This window comes from Telluria sp. ZT3P39 (assembly GCF_059685935.1).
Map to the genome: position 1 here is coordinate 26,103 of NZ_JCASIH010000007.1, position 17,447 is coordinate 43,549.

13 protein-coding genes are annotated in these 17,447 nt (G+C 69.7%); 5 read left to right on the forward strand and 8 right to left on the reverse strand.

The annotated features are described in order from the left end of the window. Positions 1–191: 191 nt before the first annotated feature. On the reverse strand, positions 192–1,037 hold the full coding sequence (locus tag AC56LR_RS09305; RefSeq protein ID WP_497129727.1) for an AraC family transcriptional regulator: 846 nt from the start codon (positions 1,035–1,037) through the stop codon (positions 192–194). An 87-nt stretch (positions 1,038–1,124) separates the two neighbouring features. On the opposite strand from AC56LR_RS09305, the gene AC56LR_RS09310 reads away from it, so the two are divergent. Beyond that, a complete protein-coding gene (locus AC56LR_RS09310) occupies positions 1,125–2,339 on the forward strand; it encodes an MFS transporter (protein WP_497129728.1) in 1,215 nt (404 codons plus the stop codon). A gap of 6 nt (positions 2,340–2,345) precedes the next feature. Here AC56LR_RS09310 and AC56LR_RS09315 read toward each other — a convergent pair whose 3' ends face one another. Continuing rightward, positions 2,346–3,239 (reverse strand): LysR family transcriptional regulator, encoded by an 894-nt coding sequence (locus tag AC56LR_RS09315; RefSeq protein WP_497129729.1) that lies wholly within the window; start codon positions 3,237–3,239, stop codon positions 2,346–2,348. A 241-nt stretch (positions 3,240–3,480) separates the two neighbouring features. Here AC56LR_RS09315 and AC56LR_RS09320 point away from each other — a divergent pair, with 241 nt between their 5' ends. After that, positions 3,481–4,467, forward strand: a complete 987-nt coding sequence (locus AC56LR_RS09320; protein WP_497129990.1) for an aldo/keto reductase — start codon at positions 3,481–3,483, stop codon at positions 4,465–4,467. On the opposite strand, the gene AC56LR_RS09325 is transcribed toward AC56LR_RS09320, so the two are convergent. Together AC56LR_RS09325 and AC56LR_RS09330 are read right to left on the reverse strand one after the other, a co-directional pair. After that, positions 4,455–4,808, reverse strand: coding sequence for a hypothetical protein (locus AC56LR_RS09325; protein WP_497129730.1), 354 nt, complete (start codon positions 4,806–4,808; stop codon positions 4,455–4,457). The two genes, AC56LR_RS09320 and AC56LR_RS09325, sit on opposite strands and share 13 nt — an antisense overlap. A 36-nt stretch (positions 4,809–4,844) precedes the next feature. Next, positions 4,845–5,198, reverse strand: a complete 354-nt coding sequence (locus AC56LR_RS09330; RefSeq protein ID WP_497129731.1) for a hypothetical protein — start codon at positions 5,196–5,198, stop codon at positions 4,845–4,847. 236 nt (positions 5,199–5,434) lie between these two features. On the opposite strand from AC56LR_RS09330, the gene AC56LR_RS09335 reads away from it, so the two are divergent. Then, a complete protein-coding gene (locus AC56LR_RS09335; RefSeq protein ID WP_497129733.1) occupies positions 5,435–8,425 on the forward strand; it encodes a PAS domain-containing hybrid sensor histidine kinase/response regulator in 2,991 nt (996 codons plus the stop codon). A gap of 50 nt (positions 8,426–8,475) precedes the next feature. Here the strand turns inward: AC56LR_RS09335 and paoC are convergent, their stop codons facing one another. The 4 genes from paoC to AC56LR_RS09355 form a co-directional block, all read right to left on the reverse strand. Continuing rightward, entirely contained in the window at positions 8,476–10,740 is a 2,265-nt protein-coding gene (gene paoC, locus AC56LR_RS09340) for an aldehyde oxidoreductase molybdenum-binding subunit PaoC (protein ID WP_497129735.1), read from the reverse strand. Then, a complete protein-coding gene (locus AC56LR_RS09345) occupies positions 10,737–11,699 on the reverse strand; it encodes an FAD binding domain-containing protein (protein ID WP_497129737.1) in 963 nt (320 codons plus the stop codon). Before AC56LR_RS09345 ends, paoC begins: the two co-directional genes overlap by 4 nt. Next, complete coding sequence (gene paoA / locus AC56LR_RS09350; RefSeq protein ID WP_497129739.1) at positions 11,696–12,367, reverse strand: aldehyde dehydrogenase iron-sulfur subunit PaoA; 672 nt, start codon at positions 12,365–12,367, stop codon at positions 11,696–11,698. Before paoA ends, AC56LR_RS09345 begins: the two co-directional genes overlap by 4 nt. A 256-nt stretch (positions 12,368–12,623) precedes the next feature. Then, on the reverse strand, positions 12,624–13,844 hold the full coding sequence (locus tag AC56LR_RS09355) for a metal-dependent hydrolase (protein ID WP_497129741.1): 1,221 nt from the start codon (positions 13,842–13,844) through the stop codon (positions 12,624–12,626). 237 nt (positions 13,845–14,081) lie between these two features. On the opposite strand from AC56LR_RS09355, the gene AC56LR_RS09360 reads away from it, so the two are divergent. After that, positions 14,082–15,074 carry a hypothetical protein gene (locus tag AC56LR_RS09360; RefSeq protein ID WP_497129743.1) on the forward strand — a complete coding sequence of 331 codons (993 nt, stop codon included), beginning with the start codon at positions 14,082–14,084 and terminating at the stop codon, positions 15,072–15,074. Continuing rightward, positions 15,071–17,437, forward strand: a complete 2,367-nt coding sequence (locus AC56LR_RS09365) for a heavy metal translocating P-type ATPase (RefSeq protein ID WP_497129745.1) — start codon at positions 15,071–15,073, stop codon at positions 17,435–17,437. Before AC56LR_RS09360 ends, AC56LR_RS09365 begins: the two co-directional genes overlap by 4 nt. The last annotated feature ends 10 nt before the right edge of the window (positions 17,438–17,447 follow it).

Here is a 17,447-nt window from a genome sequence, read left to right on the forward strand (position 1 = left end):
TTGTCTGGCACCGGCCGCGACCCCGGCCGTTGGGAATCGTCCTTGCGGGCGGCCCCGGAAACTCAGCAAAAAACGGGGGGGCTCTACCGTAAATTTATGCACGATGGGTTGATTCTGCTCCAAATGCCATGACAAAAAAACACCGCGGACCGTGTCGCGGTGTAAAAACAACAAGGAAAAAGTTCAAACTATTAGGGGAGATTGACTTCTGCTTCTCCCTGGCGCCCGGACGCGCACTGCTGGCCGCGCCGCTGCTCGCCGGCGAAGAAGGCCGATGGCGTGGTCCCAAAGGTCTTCCTGAACATCGCCGTGAAGGCCGATTGGCTGGCATAGCCCAGCTGCTGCGCCACCTGCCACAGCGGCAGGCCGCGCGCGATCAGCGAGGCCCCGTGCGCGAGCCGCACCTGCTGGCGCCACTGGCCGAAACTCATTCCCAGTTCGCGCTCGAACAGCCGCGCCAGCGTGCGCTCGGATGCGCCCACCTCGCTGGCCCAGTTGCCCAGGGTCTGGGTGTCGCCCGGCTTGTCGATGAGTGCCTGGCACAGGCCGCGCAGCCGCTTGTCGCGCGGCAGCGGCACCCGGATCGGCCGGGTCGGCGCACGCGCCAGTTCGTCCAGGATCAGCTCCCCGACCAGGGTGGCCCGCCGGGGAGGCAAGGCTGCGCCGCCGGCCACCATCACCGCGAGCAGTTCGCGCAGCAGGCTGCTTACTTCCACCACGCGGCAGGTCTCGCCCGGGAACAGGGCGCGCGAAGCGTGGATGCGCAAGGGGCTCAGGCATGCCGGCTCCAGCAGCGTGACCTCGTGCTCGATATGTGGCGCGATCCAGATCGCCCGCTGCGGCGGCACGATCCAGCTGCTGCCGTCGGCGCTCACCCGCAGCATCCCGTTGGCGGCATAGGTCAGCTGCGCCCATTCGTGGCTGTGGGCGCCGATCGAGACGTCGGCCGGCAGGTTGCGCGAGGCCAGGGTGACCGGACAGGCGTCGGTCGGCCCGGGGCCGGGAATGGGCGGTAAGAGCGGGCGCGGCAGCGACATGGCAGGTTCTCGACAAATCTTGACGCGCTATCTTAAATCGGACGCCCGGGATCTGCCTACACTGGGATCTTCGATAAAGGGCATGGCATGGACAACAACAACACCCTGCGGCAGGACGCCCGCGTGATCGGCCTGGTGGGCCTGGCGCACGGCACCTCGCACTTCTACCACCTGATCCTGGCGGCGCTGATCCCCTGGCTCAAGCCCGCCTTCGGCCTGAGCTACACCGAGCTGGGCCTGTTGATGACCATGTTCTTCGTGGTCTCCGGCATCGGGCAGGCACTGGCCGGCTTCGTGGTCGACCGCTTTGGCGCCCGCGCGGTGCTGTTCTTCGGGATCTCGATGCTGGGCGTGTCGGCCGTGGTGCTCTCCGGCGCCGACAGCTATGCGGGCCTGGTGGCCGGCGCCCTGATCGCCGGCGCCGGCAATGCGATCTTCCACCCGGCCGACTACACGCTGCTCAACCAGCGCGTCTCTCCCGCCCGGCTGGCGCACGGCTTTTCGGTGCACGGCATCGTCGGCAATATCGGCTGGGCCGCGGCGCCGGTCTTCCTGGCTTCGATCGCCGCGGTGCAGGGCTGGCGCACCGCGCTGCTGGCGGCGGCCGGGCTGCCGCTGGCGGTGCTGGTGCTGCTGGTGCTGAACCGCCACGCGCTGTATCCCGACCCGATCGTGCGCCATGCCGCGGGCACGCAGGGCAATACGCTGGCGTTTCTCAAGCTGCGCGCGGTGTGGCTGTGCTTCGCCTTCTTCCTCCTCACCGCGGTCGCCCTGGGCGGCATCCAGAGCTTTGCGACGATCAGCCTGGAGTCGCTGTACGGGATCTCGCATGCGCTTGCCACCAGTTCGTATACCGCCTACATGCTGGCTTCGGCGCTGGGCATGGTGGCGGGCGGTTTCCTCGGTGCGGGCTCAAGCCACCATGACCGCACCGTGGCGCTGGCCTTCAGCGTTGCCGCGCTGCTGGCGCTGGTACTGGCCTTCGGCGCGGGCCCTGGCTGGATGGCATTGCCGCTGATGGGATTGATCGGCCTGTGCTCGGGCGTGGCCGGGCCCTCGCGCGACCTGATGATCCGCGCCGCCGCGCCGCAGGGGGCGACCGGGCGCGTGTACGGCGTCGTGTATTCGGGACTGGACAGCGGGCTGGCGATCGGGCCGCTGCTGTTCGGGCTGGTGATGGATGCGGGACGCCCTGGCTGGGTGTTCGCCGGCGTGGCGCTGTTCCAGGCGCTGGCGATCGCCACGGCGGTGGGCGTGGGCGGGACCACCCGCGCGCGCCAGTTGCAGGCGGCCGGCGCTTGAGCCGCTTCAGGCGCGAAACTTCAAGGCATCGACCAGCAGGGAAAATGCGGCGGTGGGCTGGCGGCGGCTCGGATAGTAAAGGTGGTACCCGGACAGCGACACCGACCAGTCGGCCAGGACGCGCACCAGTCTTCCCGCAGCAAGGTGCTGGCCGACGACGTCCTCGGGCAGGTAGCCCAGTCCCAAGCCGGCAAGCGCGGCGTCGAGTTGCAGCGTCATCGTGTTGAACGACAAGGGGCCCGCGGGCCGCAACTTCAGTTCGTGGCCGTCCTTGACGAAGGGCCAGGACCACACTCCCCCGGAAGTCGGCAGGCGCAGGGAAATGCACAGATGCCTGGTGAGCTCGTGCGGCGTGCGGGGGCTGCCATGCCGCGCGAAATACGCCGGCGTGCCGACCACGCATTGCTGGAAATCCGGCCCGATGCGCACCGCAATCATGTCTTGCGCCACCTGTTCGCCCAGGCGAATGCCGGCATCGAATCGCTCCGCGACGATGTCGGCGAGGCTGTAATCGTTGATCAGCTCGACCGCGATGTCGGGATAGTCGGGCAGCAGCCTGGCCAGCGCCGGGAGCACGATGGTGTGGGAAGCGTGTTCGACCGACGTGATGCGCAGGCTTCCGGCCGGCTTGTCGCGGTAATCGCCCAGGTCGGCCAGGCTCGCGGCGATCCCGTCGAAATGCGGCCCGATCGATTGCAGCAGCCGTTGGCCCGCTTCCGTGGTGGAGACGCTGCGCGTGGTCCGGGTCAGCAAACGCACCCCCAGCCGCGCTTCGAGCGCCGTGATTTTTGCGCTGAGGGCAGGTTGCGACATGCCCAGCTGCGCCGCTGCGCGGGTGAAGCTGCGCTGGCTGGCCACGGCCAGGAAAGCAGCGAGGTCGTCCAGGCTCTCTTTCGTCATCTATAACCGGTTCTTATAAGTGTCAGAGCATTATCGCATCTAATCATATGGATCGCGCGCTGCTATCTTGATCGTCCTGGGGCCGTCATGGCCCGCTTCCAACAGCAAGGACCAACTTATGGCAACGAACAACGAACGCCGCGCATTCATGAAGGACGCGATGGCAGTGGGCGCGGCAGTCGCCGCAGCGCCGGCCATCAAGGCCCACCCGACCGGTCACCCCGCCACCAAAGGAAACGATATGAACCAGCGCAGCCTGGGAACGATGCAGGTCTCGCCACTCGGCCTGGGATGCATGAATGTGGCCGGCAACTACAATGCGCCGGTTCCGAGGGCCCAGGCGATCAGGACCATCCGCGCGGCCTTCGAGAACGGGGTGAGCTTCTTCGATACCGCCGAGGTCTACGGACCCTACACCAGCGAGGAATTCGTCGGCGAGGCCCTCGCGCCCTTCCGCGACAAGGTGCAGATCGCCACCAAGTTCGGCTTTGCCATCGACGGCACGACAGCTTTGAACAGCCGTCCCGAGCATATCCGCCGGGTGGTGGAAGCCTCCCTCAAGCGCCTGCGCACCGATCGCATCGACCTGTATTACCAGCATCGCGTCGACCCCGGGGTGCGGATCGAAGAGGTGGCCGGCGCGGTCAAGGACCTGATCAAGCAGGGCAAGGTGCTGCATTTCGGCCTGTCGGAAGCGAGCGCCGCGACCATCCGGCGGGCGCATGCGGTGCAGAGGGTCGCGGCAGTGCAGTCGGAGTATTCGCTGTGGACCCGCAACGTTGAACTCAACGGCGTGCTGGATACCTGCAAGGCGCTGGGCATCGGCTTCGTGCCGTGGTCTCCGCTCGGCGCGGGCTTCCTGACCGGCACCATCGACACCAGGACGACCTTCGATCCGGCGCTCGATTTCCGTGCGGGCTTCCCGCGCTTCTCTAAAGACTTCTTGAAGCTCAACATGCCCATCGCGGACTGGCTCAGGACCTATGCGGCCGGGAAGGGCGCGACGCCGGCGCAGGTGGCCCTGGCCTGGCTGCTGGCCAAGGGCCCGCACATCGTCCCCATTCCCGGTACGCGCAGCGAGGCGCACCTGCTTGAAAACCTGGGCGCGCAGCGCCTGCGCCTGAGCGCGGCCGACGTGCAGGAAATCGAAACCGTTCTCTCGCGCTACCCGGTGTACGGGGACCGCATGGGCAAGGACCACATGAGCAGCATCGACTACAGCGTGTGAGGATGCTCGGCTTCCGGCTCGGGCAGGAAGCTCGCGCGCGCGTCCTCCACCACCGACAGGATGGTGCGCACGCAGGCCATGGTCGGGGCGCCCGAGTGCGCGTCGGCGCCCTTCGCATATTCGCGGGCGATGCGCGTCGCCGCCGCCGCGCCCCCGGGCACCTGCTCGCGGAACAGCCGCATCAGGGTCACCACCGTCTCATGCAGCGCATGGTGGGCCGAGCGGGCGATGTTGCGGCTCCCCCCATTCTGGTGGAGCGAGTCGGCGACGACCTGTTCGAGCTGGCGTTCTGCCCTGGCGATGAGCATGGCAACCTGGCCGGGAGTGTACGAAATTCGCATGGGTGCTTACCTTGTGGTGCGTGGACGTGTCGTGCTTCATGCCGCTTCCTTTGCGCAGGAGCCGGCAGCCAGGGGCGCCGTGGCCGCCGGGCGCGGCATGACCCGCGAGGGCCGCACCCGGGGCGGCGGTGGCGGCGGGGAGAAGGGCCGGATCTGGGTCAGGGTGCCCTTGAAGGGCGCCACCGTATCCTCGATCTCGACAGCCTCGCCGCGCAGTCCGCGCAGGAACTGGGCGATCGCGATTCTGACCAGCGTGCGGTTGGTGAGTTCCGCGCCCTGGCCGACTTTGCGGCTGTGATGGAGATAGGTCGAGGTCACGCCATCCGGCGCGGTGATGTCGACCTTCTTCGGCAGGGAAAAGCCGTAGCGCCCGCTGGCCCAAAGCTTCACCAGGCAATCGCCGCTGTGTGGAGTTGAAAAGCTGAAGTTCATGCATTTATCGTAAGCCCGGCAGCGCGACTGCACGACTCGAAATTGTTCCAAACCGTAACGGGCGAAACAACGGTTTCCGTAGAGAACGCCAGGCTTGCAGTTGTGCCGTATAGCAACATCCGTATCGCGCTCGTCCGTGATGCCGGCCCCCTCCGCTATACTGTGCGGCACTTCACTCCGATCCCATTGACGACATGCACGCTGCCGATTGCGACAAGTTCTCGCCTGCCCCGGCAGCCTTCCTGGCCGGCGGCGGCGAAATGGGTGCGCTGATACGCGCCTTCGACTGGCGCACCACGCCGCTGGGCGATCCCGAGCTCTGGCCGGCGGCCCTGCGCACCACGCTGCGGCTGCTGCTGTCCTCGCACCACCCGATGTTCATCTGGTGGGGCCCCGAACTCATCCAGTTCTACAACGACGCCTACCGCGCCACGCTGGACACGGCGCGCCACCCCGCGGCCCTGGGCCAGCGCGGACGCGAATGCTGGAACGAGGCGTGGCCGATCATCGGGCCGCAAATCGCGCAGGTGATGTCCGGCGGCGCGGCCACCTGGCACGAACACCAGCTGGTGCCGCTGGTACGCAACGGCGTCCTGAGCGACGCCTGGTGGACCTATGGCTACAGTCCGATCGAAGACGGCGGCGGCGTGCGCGGCGTGCTGGCGATCTGCAACGACGTCACGCAGGAGCACCGCAACGCGAGGGCCCTGCAGGAGCTGAACCGCCGGCTCGAGCAGGAAGTGGCGCAGCGCAAGCTGGCCGAGGCCGGGCTGGCGCGCGCCAAGGCGGAAACCGAAGCGGCGCTGGCCGCCGCCGAGCAGCGGCTGGCGCGCCAGGTCGAGGAATGGCAGGACCTGCTCGCGGTGAGCCGCCGGTTCGAGCAGCGCCACCGCCTGTACGAAACCTTCCTTTCGCACACGCCCGACCTGGCCTATGTGTTCGACCTCGAGCACCGCTTCACCTATGCCAACGAAGTGCTGCTCAGGATGTGGGGCCGCAGCTGGGACGATTCGATCGGGAAGACCTGCCTCGAGCTGGGCTACGAGCCCTGGCACGCCGAGATGCACGGACGCGAGATCGAGCAGGTCAAGGCGAGCAAGGCGCCGATCAAGGGCGTGGTGCCGTTCGACGGCACCTTCGGGCGCCGCATGTACGAATACATCTTCGTCCCCGTCATCGGTCCCGATGGCGAAGTCGAGGCAGTAGCCGGCACCACGCGCGACATTACCGAGCGCCTGCAGTCGGAAGAAGCGATCCGCCAGAACGAGGAGCGTTTCCGCTCGCTGATCGTGGCCTCGACCCAGGTGGTCTGGCACTGCGGTCCGGACGGCGCGATCGAAGCCGACTCCCCGACCTGGCGCGCCTACACCGGCCAGACCTACGAGCAATGGAAGGGATATGGCTGGGTCGATGCGGTCCACCCGGACGACCGGGGGCCGGCGCTGGCGCGCTGGAAGCGCTGCGTTGCCGAAAAACGGCTGTACGAGGGCAAGCAGCGCCTGCGCAGCGCCGGCGGCGAGTATCGCTGGACGGCGGCGCGCGCGGTGCCGATCGTCGGCCAGGACGGCGAGGTGCGCGAATGGGTTGGCACGACCAGCGACATCCACGACCGCCGCCAGGCCGAGATGGACCGGCAGCGCTTCGTTTCGCTGGCCGAGCGCAGCGAAGACTTCATCGGCATGGCGGGCCTTGACCTGCAGCCCTTCTTCCTGAACCCGGCCGCGGTGCGCCTGGTCGGCGCCGCCTCGCTGGACGAGGCCATGGCCACCCCGGTCGCCGGCTTCTTCTTCCCGGAAGACCGCGCTTTCATTACCGACGAGTTCCTGCCGCGCGTGGCGCGCGAAGGGCATGCCGAGACCGAGATCCGGATGCGCCATTTCCGCAGCGGCGAAGCGGTCTGGATGATCTATACCGTGTACGTGATCCGCGACGCCGGCGGCGAACCGGAAGGCTATGCCACCGTCAGCCGCAACATCAACGAGCGCAAGCTGGCCGAAGAACGCCTGCGCCAGGCGACCGTGGACCTGCTCGATGCGAACAACCGCAAGACCCGCTTCCTGGCGACGCTGGCGCACGAGCTGCGTAACCCGCTGGCCCCGCTGCGCACCGGCCTGGACCTGATGCAGCTGCCCGGCTGCACCCCGCAGGCGCTGGAGAGGGCGCGCGCGATGATGGACCGCCAGCTGCGCCAGATGGTGCACCTGATCGACGACCTGATGGACATTGCACGGATCGACAGCGGCAAGATCGAACTCAAGCCCGAACGCATCGCGCTGCGCCAGGTGATCGCAATCGCGATCGAAGGCGTCATGCCCATGGTGGACCGGGCCGGACACCGGCTCGAGGTCGACCTGCCAGCCGACGACGTGTGGCTCGATGCCGACCAGACCCGGCTGGCGCAGGTCCTCACCAACCTGCTGACCAATGCCTGCAAGTACACGCCGGCCGGGGGGACGGTGTCGCTGGCGGCCGCCGTCGATGCAGGTAGGGGTGCGCCCGAACTCGTGTTGTCGGTACGCGATTCCGGCATCGGCATTCCGCACGACGCGCTCGAAAACGTGTTCGAGATGTTCAGCCAGGTCTCGCAGAATATCGAGCGCGCCCAGGGCGGCCTCGGGATCGGGCTGGCGCTGGTGCGCAGCCTGGTGCAGATGCATGGCGGCACGATCAGCGCCGCCAGCGCCGGCGTGGGGCAGGGCAGTACCTTTACCCTGCGGCTGCCATTGGCATCGCCGTTGCCGGCGTCGCTGCCGGGCGGGGACGGCGGGCCGGCGACGCCGGACGGCCGCACACCGGCGCGCACCGGTGCGGCGAGCGCGCTGCGCATCCTGGTGGCGGACGACAACCGCGACGCCGCCACCATGCTGGCGGCCGTGCTGGGCGCACGCGGCCATCGGGTGACGCTGGCGCACGAAGGCGCCGAAGCGCTGGCGCTGGCGCGAGCGGCAACCTACGATTTGCTGATCCTGGATATCGGCATGCCGGGAATGTCGGGCTACGAGCTGGCGCGTGCGGTCCGCAGCTTGCCGCACCTCGACGGCGCGCTGGTGGCCGCGCATACCGGCTGGGGCGCGGAACACGACCGCAGCCAGGCGCATGCCGCGGGCTTCGACGCCCACTTGACCAAGCCGGCGGGGCTCGACGAGATCGATGCCCTGCTGGGCAGGTTGAACCGGGGAGCGTAAGGTGGGCGGGAGAACCCGCCCACCTTGCGAAGATCAACACCCGTTCAGGGTCACACCGGCATCGGCATCTTCGTAATGAGCTTGTCCAGCGTGATCGGATACTCGCGCACCCGCACGCCGGTGGCGTTGTAGACCGCGTTCGCGATCGCCGCCGCTACCCCGCAGATGCCCAGCTCGGCGATGCCCTTGGCCTTCATTGGGGAAGACGTCGCATCCGTCTCGTCCAGGAAGATGACCTCCTGGTGCGGGATGTCGGCATGCACCGGCACCTCGTAGCCGGCCAGGTCGTGGTTGACGAAATAGCCGAGCCGCTTGTCCACCGCGAGTTCTTCCATCAGGGCCGCGCCCGCGCCCATGGTCATGGCGCCGATCACCTGGCTGCGCGCGGTCTTCGGGTTCAGGATGCGGCCGGCCGCGCACACCGCCAGCATGCGGCGGATGCGCACCTCGCAGGTCACGCTGTCGACCGCCACTTCCACGAAGTGGGCGCCAAAAGTCGATTGCTGGAAGCGCTTGTGGATGTCGCCGTATTCGATCAGGTCTTCGGCCACCAGTTCGCGCTCGCCCACGGCCTCGGACAGCGGCAGGCTGCGCTCGCCGGAGCGCACCAGGCCATCGGCGAAGATGGCGCGCGCCGGGTCGAAGCCCACCTTGGCGGCGATGGCTTCGCGCAGCTTCATGCAGGCCGCGTACACGCCGGCCGCCGAGTTGTTGCCGCCCCACTGGCCGCCCGACCCGCACGAGGCCGGGAAGCTCGAGTCGCCCAGCCGCACCTTCACCTTGTCCATCGGGATGCCCATGGTCTCGCTGGCCGTCTGCGCCAGGATGGTATAGCTGCCGGTGCCGATGTCGGTCATGTCGGTTTCCACCGTCAGGATGCCGCGCCGGTCCAGGCGCACGCGCGCGGCCGACTTCATCAGCAGGTTGTCGCGGAAGGCCGAGGCCATGCCCATGCCGACCAGCCAGCGGCCATCGCGCACCTTGCCCGGCTGGCTGGATCGCTTGTCCCAGCCGAACTGCTTGGCGCCGGTCTGCAGGCACTGCACGAACTGGCGCTTCGAGAACGGCGGATGCGGATTGTGCTTGCTCTTTTCCTCGGGCTTTTTCGACTGCGGGTCGGCGCCGGCGGGTTTTTCCGGATTGTCCGGCACCACCTGGGTGTCGTTCAGGATGCGGAACTGCACCGGGTCCATGCCGAGCTTTTCCGCCATCTCGTCCATCGCGATTTCGAGGGCCGCCATGCCGGGCGCTTCGCCCGGCGCGCGCATCGCATTGGCTTCGGGCAGGTCCATCTCGACCACCCGGTTGGCAGTCATGCGGTGCTCGCCCGCGTACAGCGAGCGGGTCTGGGTCGCCGCGTTTTCCGGGCTGCCGCTTGGCAGGTTGCCCGAGGCGCTTTCGTGGCCGATGGCGGTGATTTTTCCCTCCCGGGTGGCGCCGATGCGGATGCGCTGGTAGGTGGCCGAGCGGTGGGTGGTGTTGTTCGGGATCAGGGCGCGCTGCAGGCTCACCTTGACCGGGCGGCCCGCCGCCTTCGCGCCCAGCGCGGCCAGCACGGCGTCGGCGCGCAGGAACAGTTTGGAGCCGAACCCGCCGCCGATATACGGCGACATCACGCGCACTTTGGCCTTCGGGATGCCGAGGGTCTTGGCCAGGTCGCCCACGCTCCAGGCCACCATCTGGTTCGAGGTCCACAGGGTGAGGGCGTCGCCGTCCCAGGCGGCGACGCTGGCATGCGGCTCCATCATCGAATGCGATTCGTGCGCGGTGGCGTATTCGGCGTCGTGGCGCACCGCGCTCGATGCAAACGCGCCGGTGAAGTTGCCGACGCTGGTCTCGGCGACATCGCCCTTCTTGGGCGCGGTCGCCTTGTTCTTGACCGCGTGCAGGTCGAACACGCCCTTGTCGCGCTCGTAGCGCACGCGCACCAGGTGGGCGGCGTCGCGCGCCTGCTCGAAGGTTTCGGCCACCACCAGGGCCACTGCCTGGTGGTAGTGCTCGACGCGCGGGCCGGCCAGCAGCATCGCGGTATTGAAATTGCCCTTGTTGATCTTGCCGGCATTGGCGGCGGTGACCACCGCGATCACGCCCGGCGCGGCTTTCGCGGCGGCGGCGTCGATCGAGACGATGCGGCCCTTGGGGATGCTCGAGCCGAGCACGTAGCCGTGCGCCTGGTTCGGCACCACGTCGTGGCGGTCCATCGCATACGGCGCCGTGCCGGTGGTCTTGAGCGGGCCGTCGATGCGGCTGAGCGGCTGGCCGACGACCTTGAGCTGGTCGATCGGGTTGGTCGTTGCGGGTTCGTTGAATTTCACAGCGGGCCTCCCTGGGCTTTTGCGTCAGCGATGATGGACGCCAGCGTGCGTTCCACGAGCGGCAGCTTGAATGCGTTGTCTTCGGTCGTGCGTGCGCCCTGCAGCAGCGCGCCGGCGAAGGCCTGGGCGCCGCGCGCGAGCAGGCTTTCCGCGGCTTCCACGCGCCATGGCTTGTGCGCCACGCCGCCGAGGGCCACCCGGCCGCCGCCGGGCGTGATGACGGCAGCCACCGACACCAGGGCGAAGGCGTAGGAAGCGCGGTCGCGCACCTTGCGGTAGACCTGCACGCCGCCCAGCGGCGCCGGCAGCGTGACGGCGGTGATCAGTTCACCGGGCTGCAGGTTGTGGTCGATGTGCGGGGTCTTGCCCGGCAACCGGTGGAAATCCGCGATCGGGATGATGCGGGTGGCGCCGCCCGGGTTGATGGTCTCGACCTGGGCGTCGAGCACCCGCATGGCCACCGCCATGTCGCTCGGGTGGGTGGCGATACAGGCATCGCTCTGGCCGACGATGGCGTGCAGCCGGGTGAAACCGCCAATGGCGCTGCAGCCGCTGCCCGGGTTGCGCTTGTTGCAGGGCTGGTTGGTGTCGTAGAAATACGGGCAGCGGGTGCGTTGCAGCAGGTTGCCGGCGGTGGTGGCCTGGTTGCGCAGCTGGCCCGAGGCGCCGGCCAGCAGGGCGCGCGCCAGCACGCCGTAGTCGCGCCGCACGCGCATGTCGGCGGCCAGGTCGGAATTGCGCACCAGGGCGCCGATGCGCAGGCCGCCGTTCGCCAGCGGCTCGATGCGGTCGAGCGCGAGGTCGTTGACGTCGATCAGGTGGGTCGGCGTTTCGATCTGCAGCTTCATCAGGTCGAGCAAATTGGTGCCGCCGGCAATGAAGCGCGCGCCCGGGGTGCGGGCGGCGCTGGCCGCGGCTTCGGCCGGGGTTTTCGCGCGTTCGTAGGTAAAGGCTTTCATCGCCTGGCTCCCGCTGCGCTCGAGGGCATGCCGGCAACTTCGGCGATCGCTTCCTGGATGTTGGAATAGGCGCCGCAGCGGCACAGGTTGCCGCTCATGCGCTCGCGGAACTCCATGTCGCCGGGTTGGGTGCCGGCAGTCAGGTCGGCCGTCACATGGCTCGGCATCCCGGCCCGTACTTCGTCCAGCATGCCCACGGCCGAGCAGATCTGGCCCGGGGTGCAGAAGCCGCACTGGAAGCCGTCGTGCTTGATGAAGGCGGCCTGCAGCGGGTGCAGGCTGCCCGGCGTGCCGAGGCCTTCGATGGTGGTGATGTCATGGCCTTCCTGCATCACCGCCAGCGTCAGGCAGGAGGTGGTGCGGCGGCCGTCGATCAGCACCGTGCAGGCGCCGCACTGGCCCTGGTCGCAGCCCTTCTTGGAACCGGTCAGCTGCAGCCGCTCGCGCAGGGCGTCGAGCAGGGTGGTGCGGGGGTCGACCATCAGCTGGTGCTCCTTGCCGTTCACGCGCAGCAGCACACTCATCAATGCGGGCGTGGTGCGCGCCGGGGCCGACGGGGCCGCGGCGGCTGCCGCTTGCGGCGCGAATCCGGAGGCCGCGGCGACGCCGCCGACGGCGGCCGTCGAGGCCTTGAGCAACTGGCGCCTGTTTGGATCGAAGTCGGGCATCGGTATTCCTTTCTGGAGAGTGTTTGGACGAGCGCGTGCTGGGAGTCAGGGGATTACAGGAACATAACGCTTTTCGTATTTGGGCGGCGTGCAGTTCGCTTGACGGCTTCCAGCGCCCACGGCGTGTCCGCCACGCGATACGCGGCCGCACCATGGTAGAGCGTGCGAGGCGTGCGCACGCATGGCGGAAATGTTAAGGCTTATGAATGCCCGTCATGAATGGGCACGATGGTTGATGACTCGGGGTCAGTAAGCCTCAAGGGGTGGCGTGCGTCTGCCCCAGCAGGTCGGCGCGCGGATAGCCCCAGCGGGCCACCGGCGCCGGGCAGGGCTGGCCGGCCGACTGCGCATACGGCAGGGTCGAGAAATTCGGCTCGCCGGGCGCGCCGAAGCGCAGGTCGGTGGCGCTGCCCCCAAGCAGCGAGGGCACCCGCGCAAAGCGCAGCCAGGCATCCAGATGGCAGTTGGCCTTTTGCAGGCTGCGCAAGCCGGCCAGGCTGCCGGTCTCGCTGAATTTCCAGGCGAGGTCCGGGGCCGTCGCGCCCGGCTGGCCGCCGAACCGCGCCGGGCAGTGCGATACCGGGGCGATGCCGGGCGCAAGGCTCAGTACGCCGACGCGCAGCATATAGTTGCCGGCAGCCGGGCCTTCGCTGACGATCGCGAAAGACCAGCACAGCGGATTGGCAGGGAACGAGGACAGCGGGATGTCGAGCACGCGGCTGCCCGGAGCGGTGTGGGCCAGTGCGGCGCGGATCTCGCCGCGCGCCAGCTGTCCGGCCACGGCCTGGATGCCGACGAAGCCGATGCAGGCGGCGACCGCCGCCACCAGGCCAGCACGCGGCCCGGCGCGGTGGGCGGCCCCGACCAGCAGCATGATGCCCCCAAGAGCCGCCACCGAACCCCATTGCAGCAGCCCGAGCCAGGCAAACAGCAGCGGCATGGCGCCGAAGAAGGCCAGCGACAGCCGGCGCAGGCGGCGATTGCGGGCCGCCAGGGCCAGCGCGCACCCGAGCGCGGTCCAGAACACCGGCTCGACGATGAACACCAGGTCGCCGTAGAACCAGCGCGCATCGAAGGGGTAGAACGGGTGGACGCCGTACACGTTCAGGGCGTCGAAGGCCAGGTGCAGCGCCATGCCGAGCAGGGCGGTGCCCAGCATGGCATACCTCGCCTTGCGATCGGTGTGCAGCAGCCGGCGCGCGCCCGGCCACAGCAGCCAGGTCAGGGCCAGCAGCAGCGCGACTTGCGGCAGCGCATACAGCAGCGTGTGGGTATGGCCGCGGTGGTGGACCAGGTAGCCGAGCGGCGCCGGCAGCAGCGGCGTGAGCACCAGGTCGAGATCGGGAAAATTGCTGGCGAGCAGACCGGTGACGAGCAGGGCGCGGCGGCGCAGGTGGCCGTGGGCAGCGTTGCGCGGGGCGGGCAGGGCGCGTTCCGCCAGTTCCCCGAGTGCGAGGCCGACGAGCGAGTGGGTCATGTTATCCATGGCGCGAGCTTACACGAATGACAAGTTCTTGACGTAGATCAAACTTCGGTCTGGAGCACGCGCCGTGCGGCAAAATGGGTCTCCGGCAGGGCTGTCCAAGGCGGAATAAAATTTCCCGTGAGCATTTGATACAGGTCAACAGTTCCAGCGACGCGGCTCAATACACTGCGTGATGACCGGGCCGGGTTTGCACTTGCGCAAACCGGCGGACGCTGGAGCAGACACCTCATGCATGCAGACACCTACGCGGGCGCGGCCCGCACGCCGCCTTCGCCACCGGCGGCGCTTCTTGCTCCGGCCCCCGCCGCCGGCCATCACGCTTACCTGGAAGCGCCCGCCCGCCTGCCCCCGTGCAGCCCGCGCCTGCTGTCCCTGCGGATGCACATCCCGTGCTTCGACGAGATGCCGGTGCCGGTCTTCGGCGGGCTGGCGACCTATCTTGCCTACCTCAAGCGCGAAGCGGCCATGCGTGCCGCCCTGCTGGACGGAACCGAGGAGGTCGCGCAACTGCGTTTCGACGGCCTCTCGCCGGCCTGCCTGGACGCCGCGCAACTGGAGGGCCTGATCGCCCACCTGCGCCGCCATTTCCGTTTCGCTTCCGATGAAGCGGGCGAGTTCGAGGTAAGGGCCGACCCGCGCGGCGCCAGTCCCGAGCGCATCGCCCGGCTGCGTCGCCTCGGATTCAATTGCATCGGCCTCGACGTGCGCGACGATGGCGCCGAACCGGCGCGCGTGCGCGGGGTCGCCGCGGCCGCGCGCGCCGCGGGCTTCCGTTCGCTGCGCGTGGTGCTCGGCTACGGGCTGCCGGGGCAGGGCGCCGACCTGCTGCGCCGCATGCTCGCCACCATCGTCAAGGCCGGTCCGGACCGGGTCACGCTGCGGCCCCACGGAGGCGGCGCATGCGGCGGGGTCGCGCAGCGCATGCGCCTGCAGGGCGTCGAGCAACTGCGCGCCGCCGGCTATGTGGACATCGGCGGCGACTGCTACGCCCTGCCGGACGGCCAATTGGCCGGGGCGCCCCGCGATGCCTGCGCGCCGTCTTCCGTGTTCGGCATCCCCCTGCATGGGGTGGCGCAGACCGTCGGCTGCGGCGTGGCGGCAATCGGCATGACTGGTGCGCTGCGCAGCCGCAACGTGGCCGCCCCTGGCGACTACTACGCCCTGTTGGAGCGCAACGAACTGCCGCTCGCGCGCGGCCTGCACGGCATGGCGGCGGCATGAAAACCATCCAGGGACTGTGCCATCGCGCCGCGAGCCTCGGCCTGCCGGTCGCCGGCCCGCAGCGGCGGCGCGCACCGGAGACTGCGCCGGCCCGCATCCGGCCCGGCGACCAGGGCAGCCCCACGCACGGCGCCGCCGCCGCCCATGCCGAACCGGAGACGGCGGCCGCGGACGGCGCCGGCGGGCGCAGCAGGACGCGCCCGCCGGCCGGCCAGGCCGGCTTCACCATTGACGGCATGCGCGGGGCGGCCTGCGCCTGGCTGATCGAACGGCGCCTGCGCCGGGTGCCGGGCGTGCGGCGGGTGGCGGTCGACGTCGGCGCCGCCCGCGCCTGGGTGCGCTGGGACCCGGAAGCCTGCGGCCTGCGCACCGTGCTGCGCGCGCTGCGCGGACTCGGTTACGGCGCCTGGCCCTATGACGAACGGCGCCATGGGGCGCGCCTGGAGCGCGCCTGGCGCAAGCTGGGGCGGCGCCTGTTCGTGGCCGGCCTGGCGCTGGCGCAGCTGATGATGTACGCGCTGCCGGCCTGGCTCGCGGGCGAGGGGGCGGCAGTGCGCACCGGCGCCGGCGCGGTGGCGCTGGTGCACTGGATCTCGCTGGCGCTGGCGCTGCCGGTGGTGTGCTATTCGGCGCTGCCGTTCTACCTGGGCGCATGGCGCGACCTGCGGCGCGGCCTGCCGGGCGCGGACGTGCCGGTGGCGCTGGGCATCGGCGCCGTCTTCGCCTGCAGCTGCGCCAGCCTGGCCACGGGCCGGGGCGAGGTGCATTTCGTGGCCCTGGTGGCCTTCATCTTCCTGCTGCTGGGCAGCCGCTGGCTGGAACAGGATGCACGGCGCCGCACGACCGAGGCGCTGGACGCCTTCCGCGACGGCCTGCCGGCCGCCGCCCTGCGCCTGCGCGGCGACCCGGCCGCGCGCGACACCGACACCGTGGCGGCGTCAACCCTGAAGGCGGGCGACCTGGTGCTGGTGCAGCCGGGCCAGGCGGTGCCCGCCGACGGCGTGATGGTGGAAGGCGTGACCGAGATCGACCTGGCCCTGCTCACCGGCGAGAGCCGCACCCAGCGCAAGAGCGCGGGCGACAACCTGCCGGGCGGTGCGGTCAACGTGGCCCAGGCCATCGTGGTGCGGCTCACCGCCGGCGCCTGCGACAGCACGCTGGCGATGCTGGTGGGACTGGCCGAAAGCGCGGGCCAGGGCAAACCGGTGGCGGCGCAGTGGCCCGAGCGCATCGGCGTCTGGTTCGTGCCGGCGCTGCTGCTGCTCGATGCGGCCGTATTCTGCATCTGGCAGGCGGTCGACCCGGCGCGCGCCTGGCAGGCCGCGATCGCGGTGCTGGTAGTGTCCTGCCCGTGCGCGCTGTCGCTGGCCACGCCCGCGGCGCTGGCGGCGGCCACCGGCCGGCTGCTGCGCGGCGACGTGCTGGCGGTGGCGCCGCACACGCTCGAGACCTTCGAGCGCGCCACCCACATCGTCTTCGACAAGACCGGCACGCTGACCCTGGGCCGCCCGGTGCTGCACCAGACGCTCCCGGTCGGCCCGCTCGGCGCCGCCCACTGCCTGCGCATCGCCGCCGCACTCGAAGCGGACAATGCGCACCCGATCGGCGTGGCCCTGCGCGCGGCCAGCGGCGCCCCCGGCCTGGCGGCGCGCCGGCTGGTCTATGAAGTGGGGCAGGGCATCGAGGGCAGTATCGACGGCGTGCTGTACCGCGTCGGCAGCGCCGCCTTCGTGGCCGGACTGGCGGGCGGGATCGCGCGTTCGGCCGCGCCGCCGGGCACCACCTCGGTCTGGCTGGGCAGCAGCGGCGCCTGGCTGGCCCGCTTCGACCTGCAGGACGTGCTGCGCGACGATGCCGCCGCCGTGGTGCAGCGCTTCCGCAAGGGCGGCAAGACCATCGTGCTGCTCAGCGGCGACGATGGCCGCGCCACCCAGGCCGTGGCCAGCCGGCTCGGCATCGCCAGCGCTTTCGGCGGCAGGCTGCCGGGCGAGAAACTGGCCTTCGTGCAGAAGCTGCAGCAGGAGGGGGCGGTGGTGGCGATGGTGGGCGACGGCGTCAATGATGCGGCGGTGATGCGCGGCGCCGACGTCTCGTTCGCGATGGGACACGGCGCCGAGCTGGCCCAGCTGCATGCCGACGGCATCCTGCTGGGTGACGGCCTGGCCCCGCTGGCGGACGCCGCCGACACCGCGCGCCGCACGCTCGCGGTGATCCGCCAGAACCTGGCCTGGGGGGCGATCTACAACCTGGTGGCGATTCCGGCGGCAGCCGCGGGCATCCTCAGCCCCTGGCTGGCCGGCGTCGGCATGGCCGCCAGTTCGGCGCTGGTGGTGCTCAACGCGCTGCGCCTGAGGAAGAACTGAGTCCCCGACG

What these genes read in the sequence shown, in the direction of transcription:
- AC56LR_RS09305 (WP_497129727.1), bottom strand. Translation starts at nt 1,037, where the DNA reads ATGTCGCTGCCGCGCCCGCTCTTACCGCCCATTCCCGGCCCCGGGCCG.
- AC56LR_RS09310 (WP_497129728.1), top strand. Translation starts at nt 1,125, where the DNA reads ATGGACAACAACAACACCCTGCGGCAGGACGCCCGCGTGATCGGCCTG.
- AC56LR_RS09315 (WP_497129729.1), bottom strand. Translation starts at nt 3,239, where the DNA reads ATGACGAAAGAGAGCCTGGACGACCTCGCTGCTTTCCTGGCCGTGGCC.
- AC56LR_RS09320 (WP_497129990.1), top strand. Translation starts at nt 3,481, where the DNA reads ATGAACCAGCGCAGCCTGGGAACGATGCAGGTCTCGCCACTCGGCCTG.
- AC56LR_RS09325 (WP_497129730.1), bottom strand. Translation starts at nt 4,808, where the DNA reads ATGCGAATTTCGTACACTCCCGGCCAGGTTGCCATGCTCATCGCCAGG.
- AC56LR_RS09335 (WP_497129733.1), top strand. Translation starts at nt 5,435, where the DNA reads ATGCACGCTGCCGATTGCGACAAGTTCTCGCCTGCCCCGGCAGCCTTC.
- AC56LR_RS09345 (WP_497129737.1), bottom strand. Translation starts at nt 11,699, where the DNA reads ATGAAAGCCTTTACCTACGAACGCGCGAAAACCCCGGCCGAAGCCGCG.
- paoA (WP_497129739.1), bottom strand. Translation starts at nt 12,367, where the DNA reads ATGCCCGACTTCGATCCAAACAGGCGCCAGTTGCTCAAGGCCTCGACG.
- AC56LR_RS09355 (WP_497129741.1), bottom strand. Translation starts at nt 13,844, where the DNA reads ATGACCCACTCGCTCGTCGGCCTCGCACTCGGGGAACTGGCGGAACGC.
- AC56LR_RS09360 (WP_497129743.1), top strand. Translation starts at nt 14,082, where the DNA reads ATGCATGCAGACACCTACGCGGGCGCGGCCCGCACGCCGCCTTCGCCA.
- AC56LR_RS09365 (WP_497129745.1), top strand. Translation starts at nt 15,071, where the DNA reads ATGAAAACCATCCAGGGACTGTGCCATCGCGCCGCGAGCCTCGGCCTG.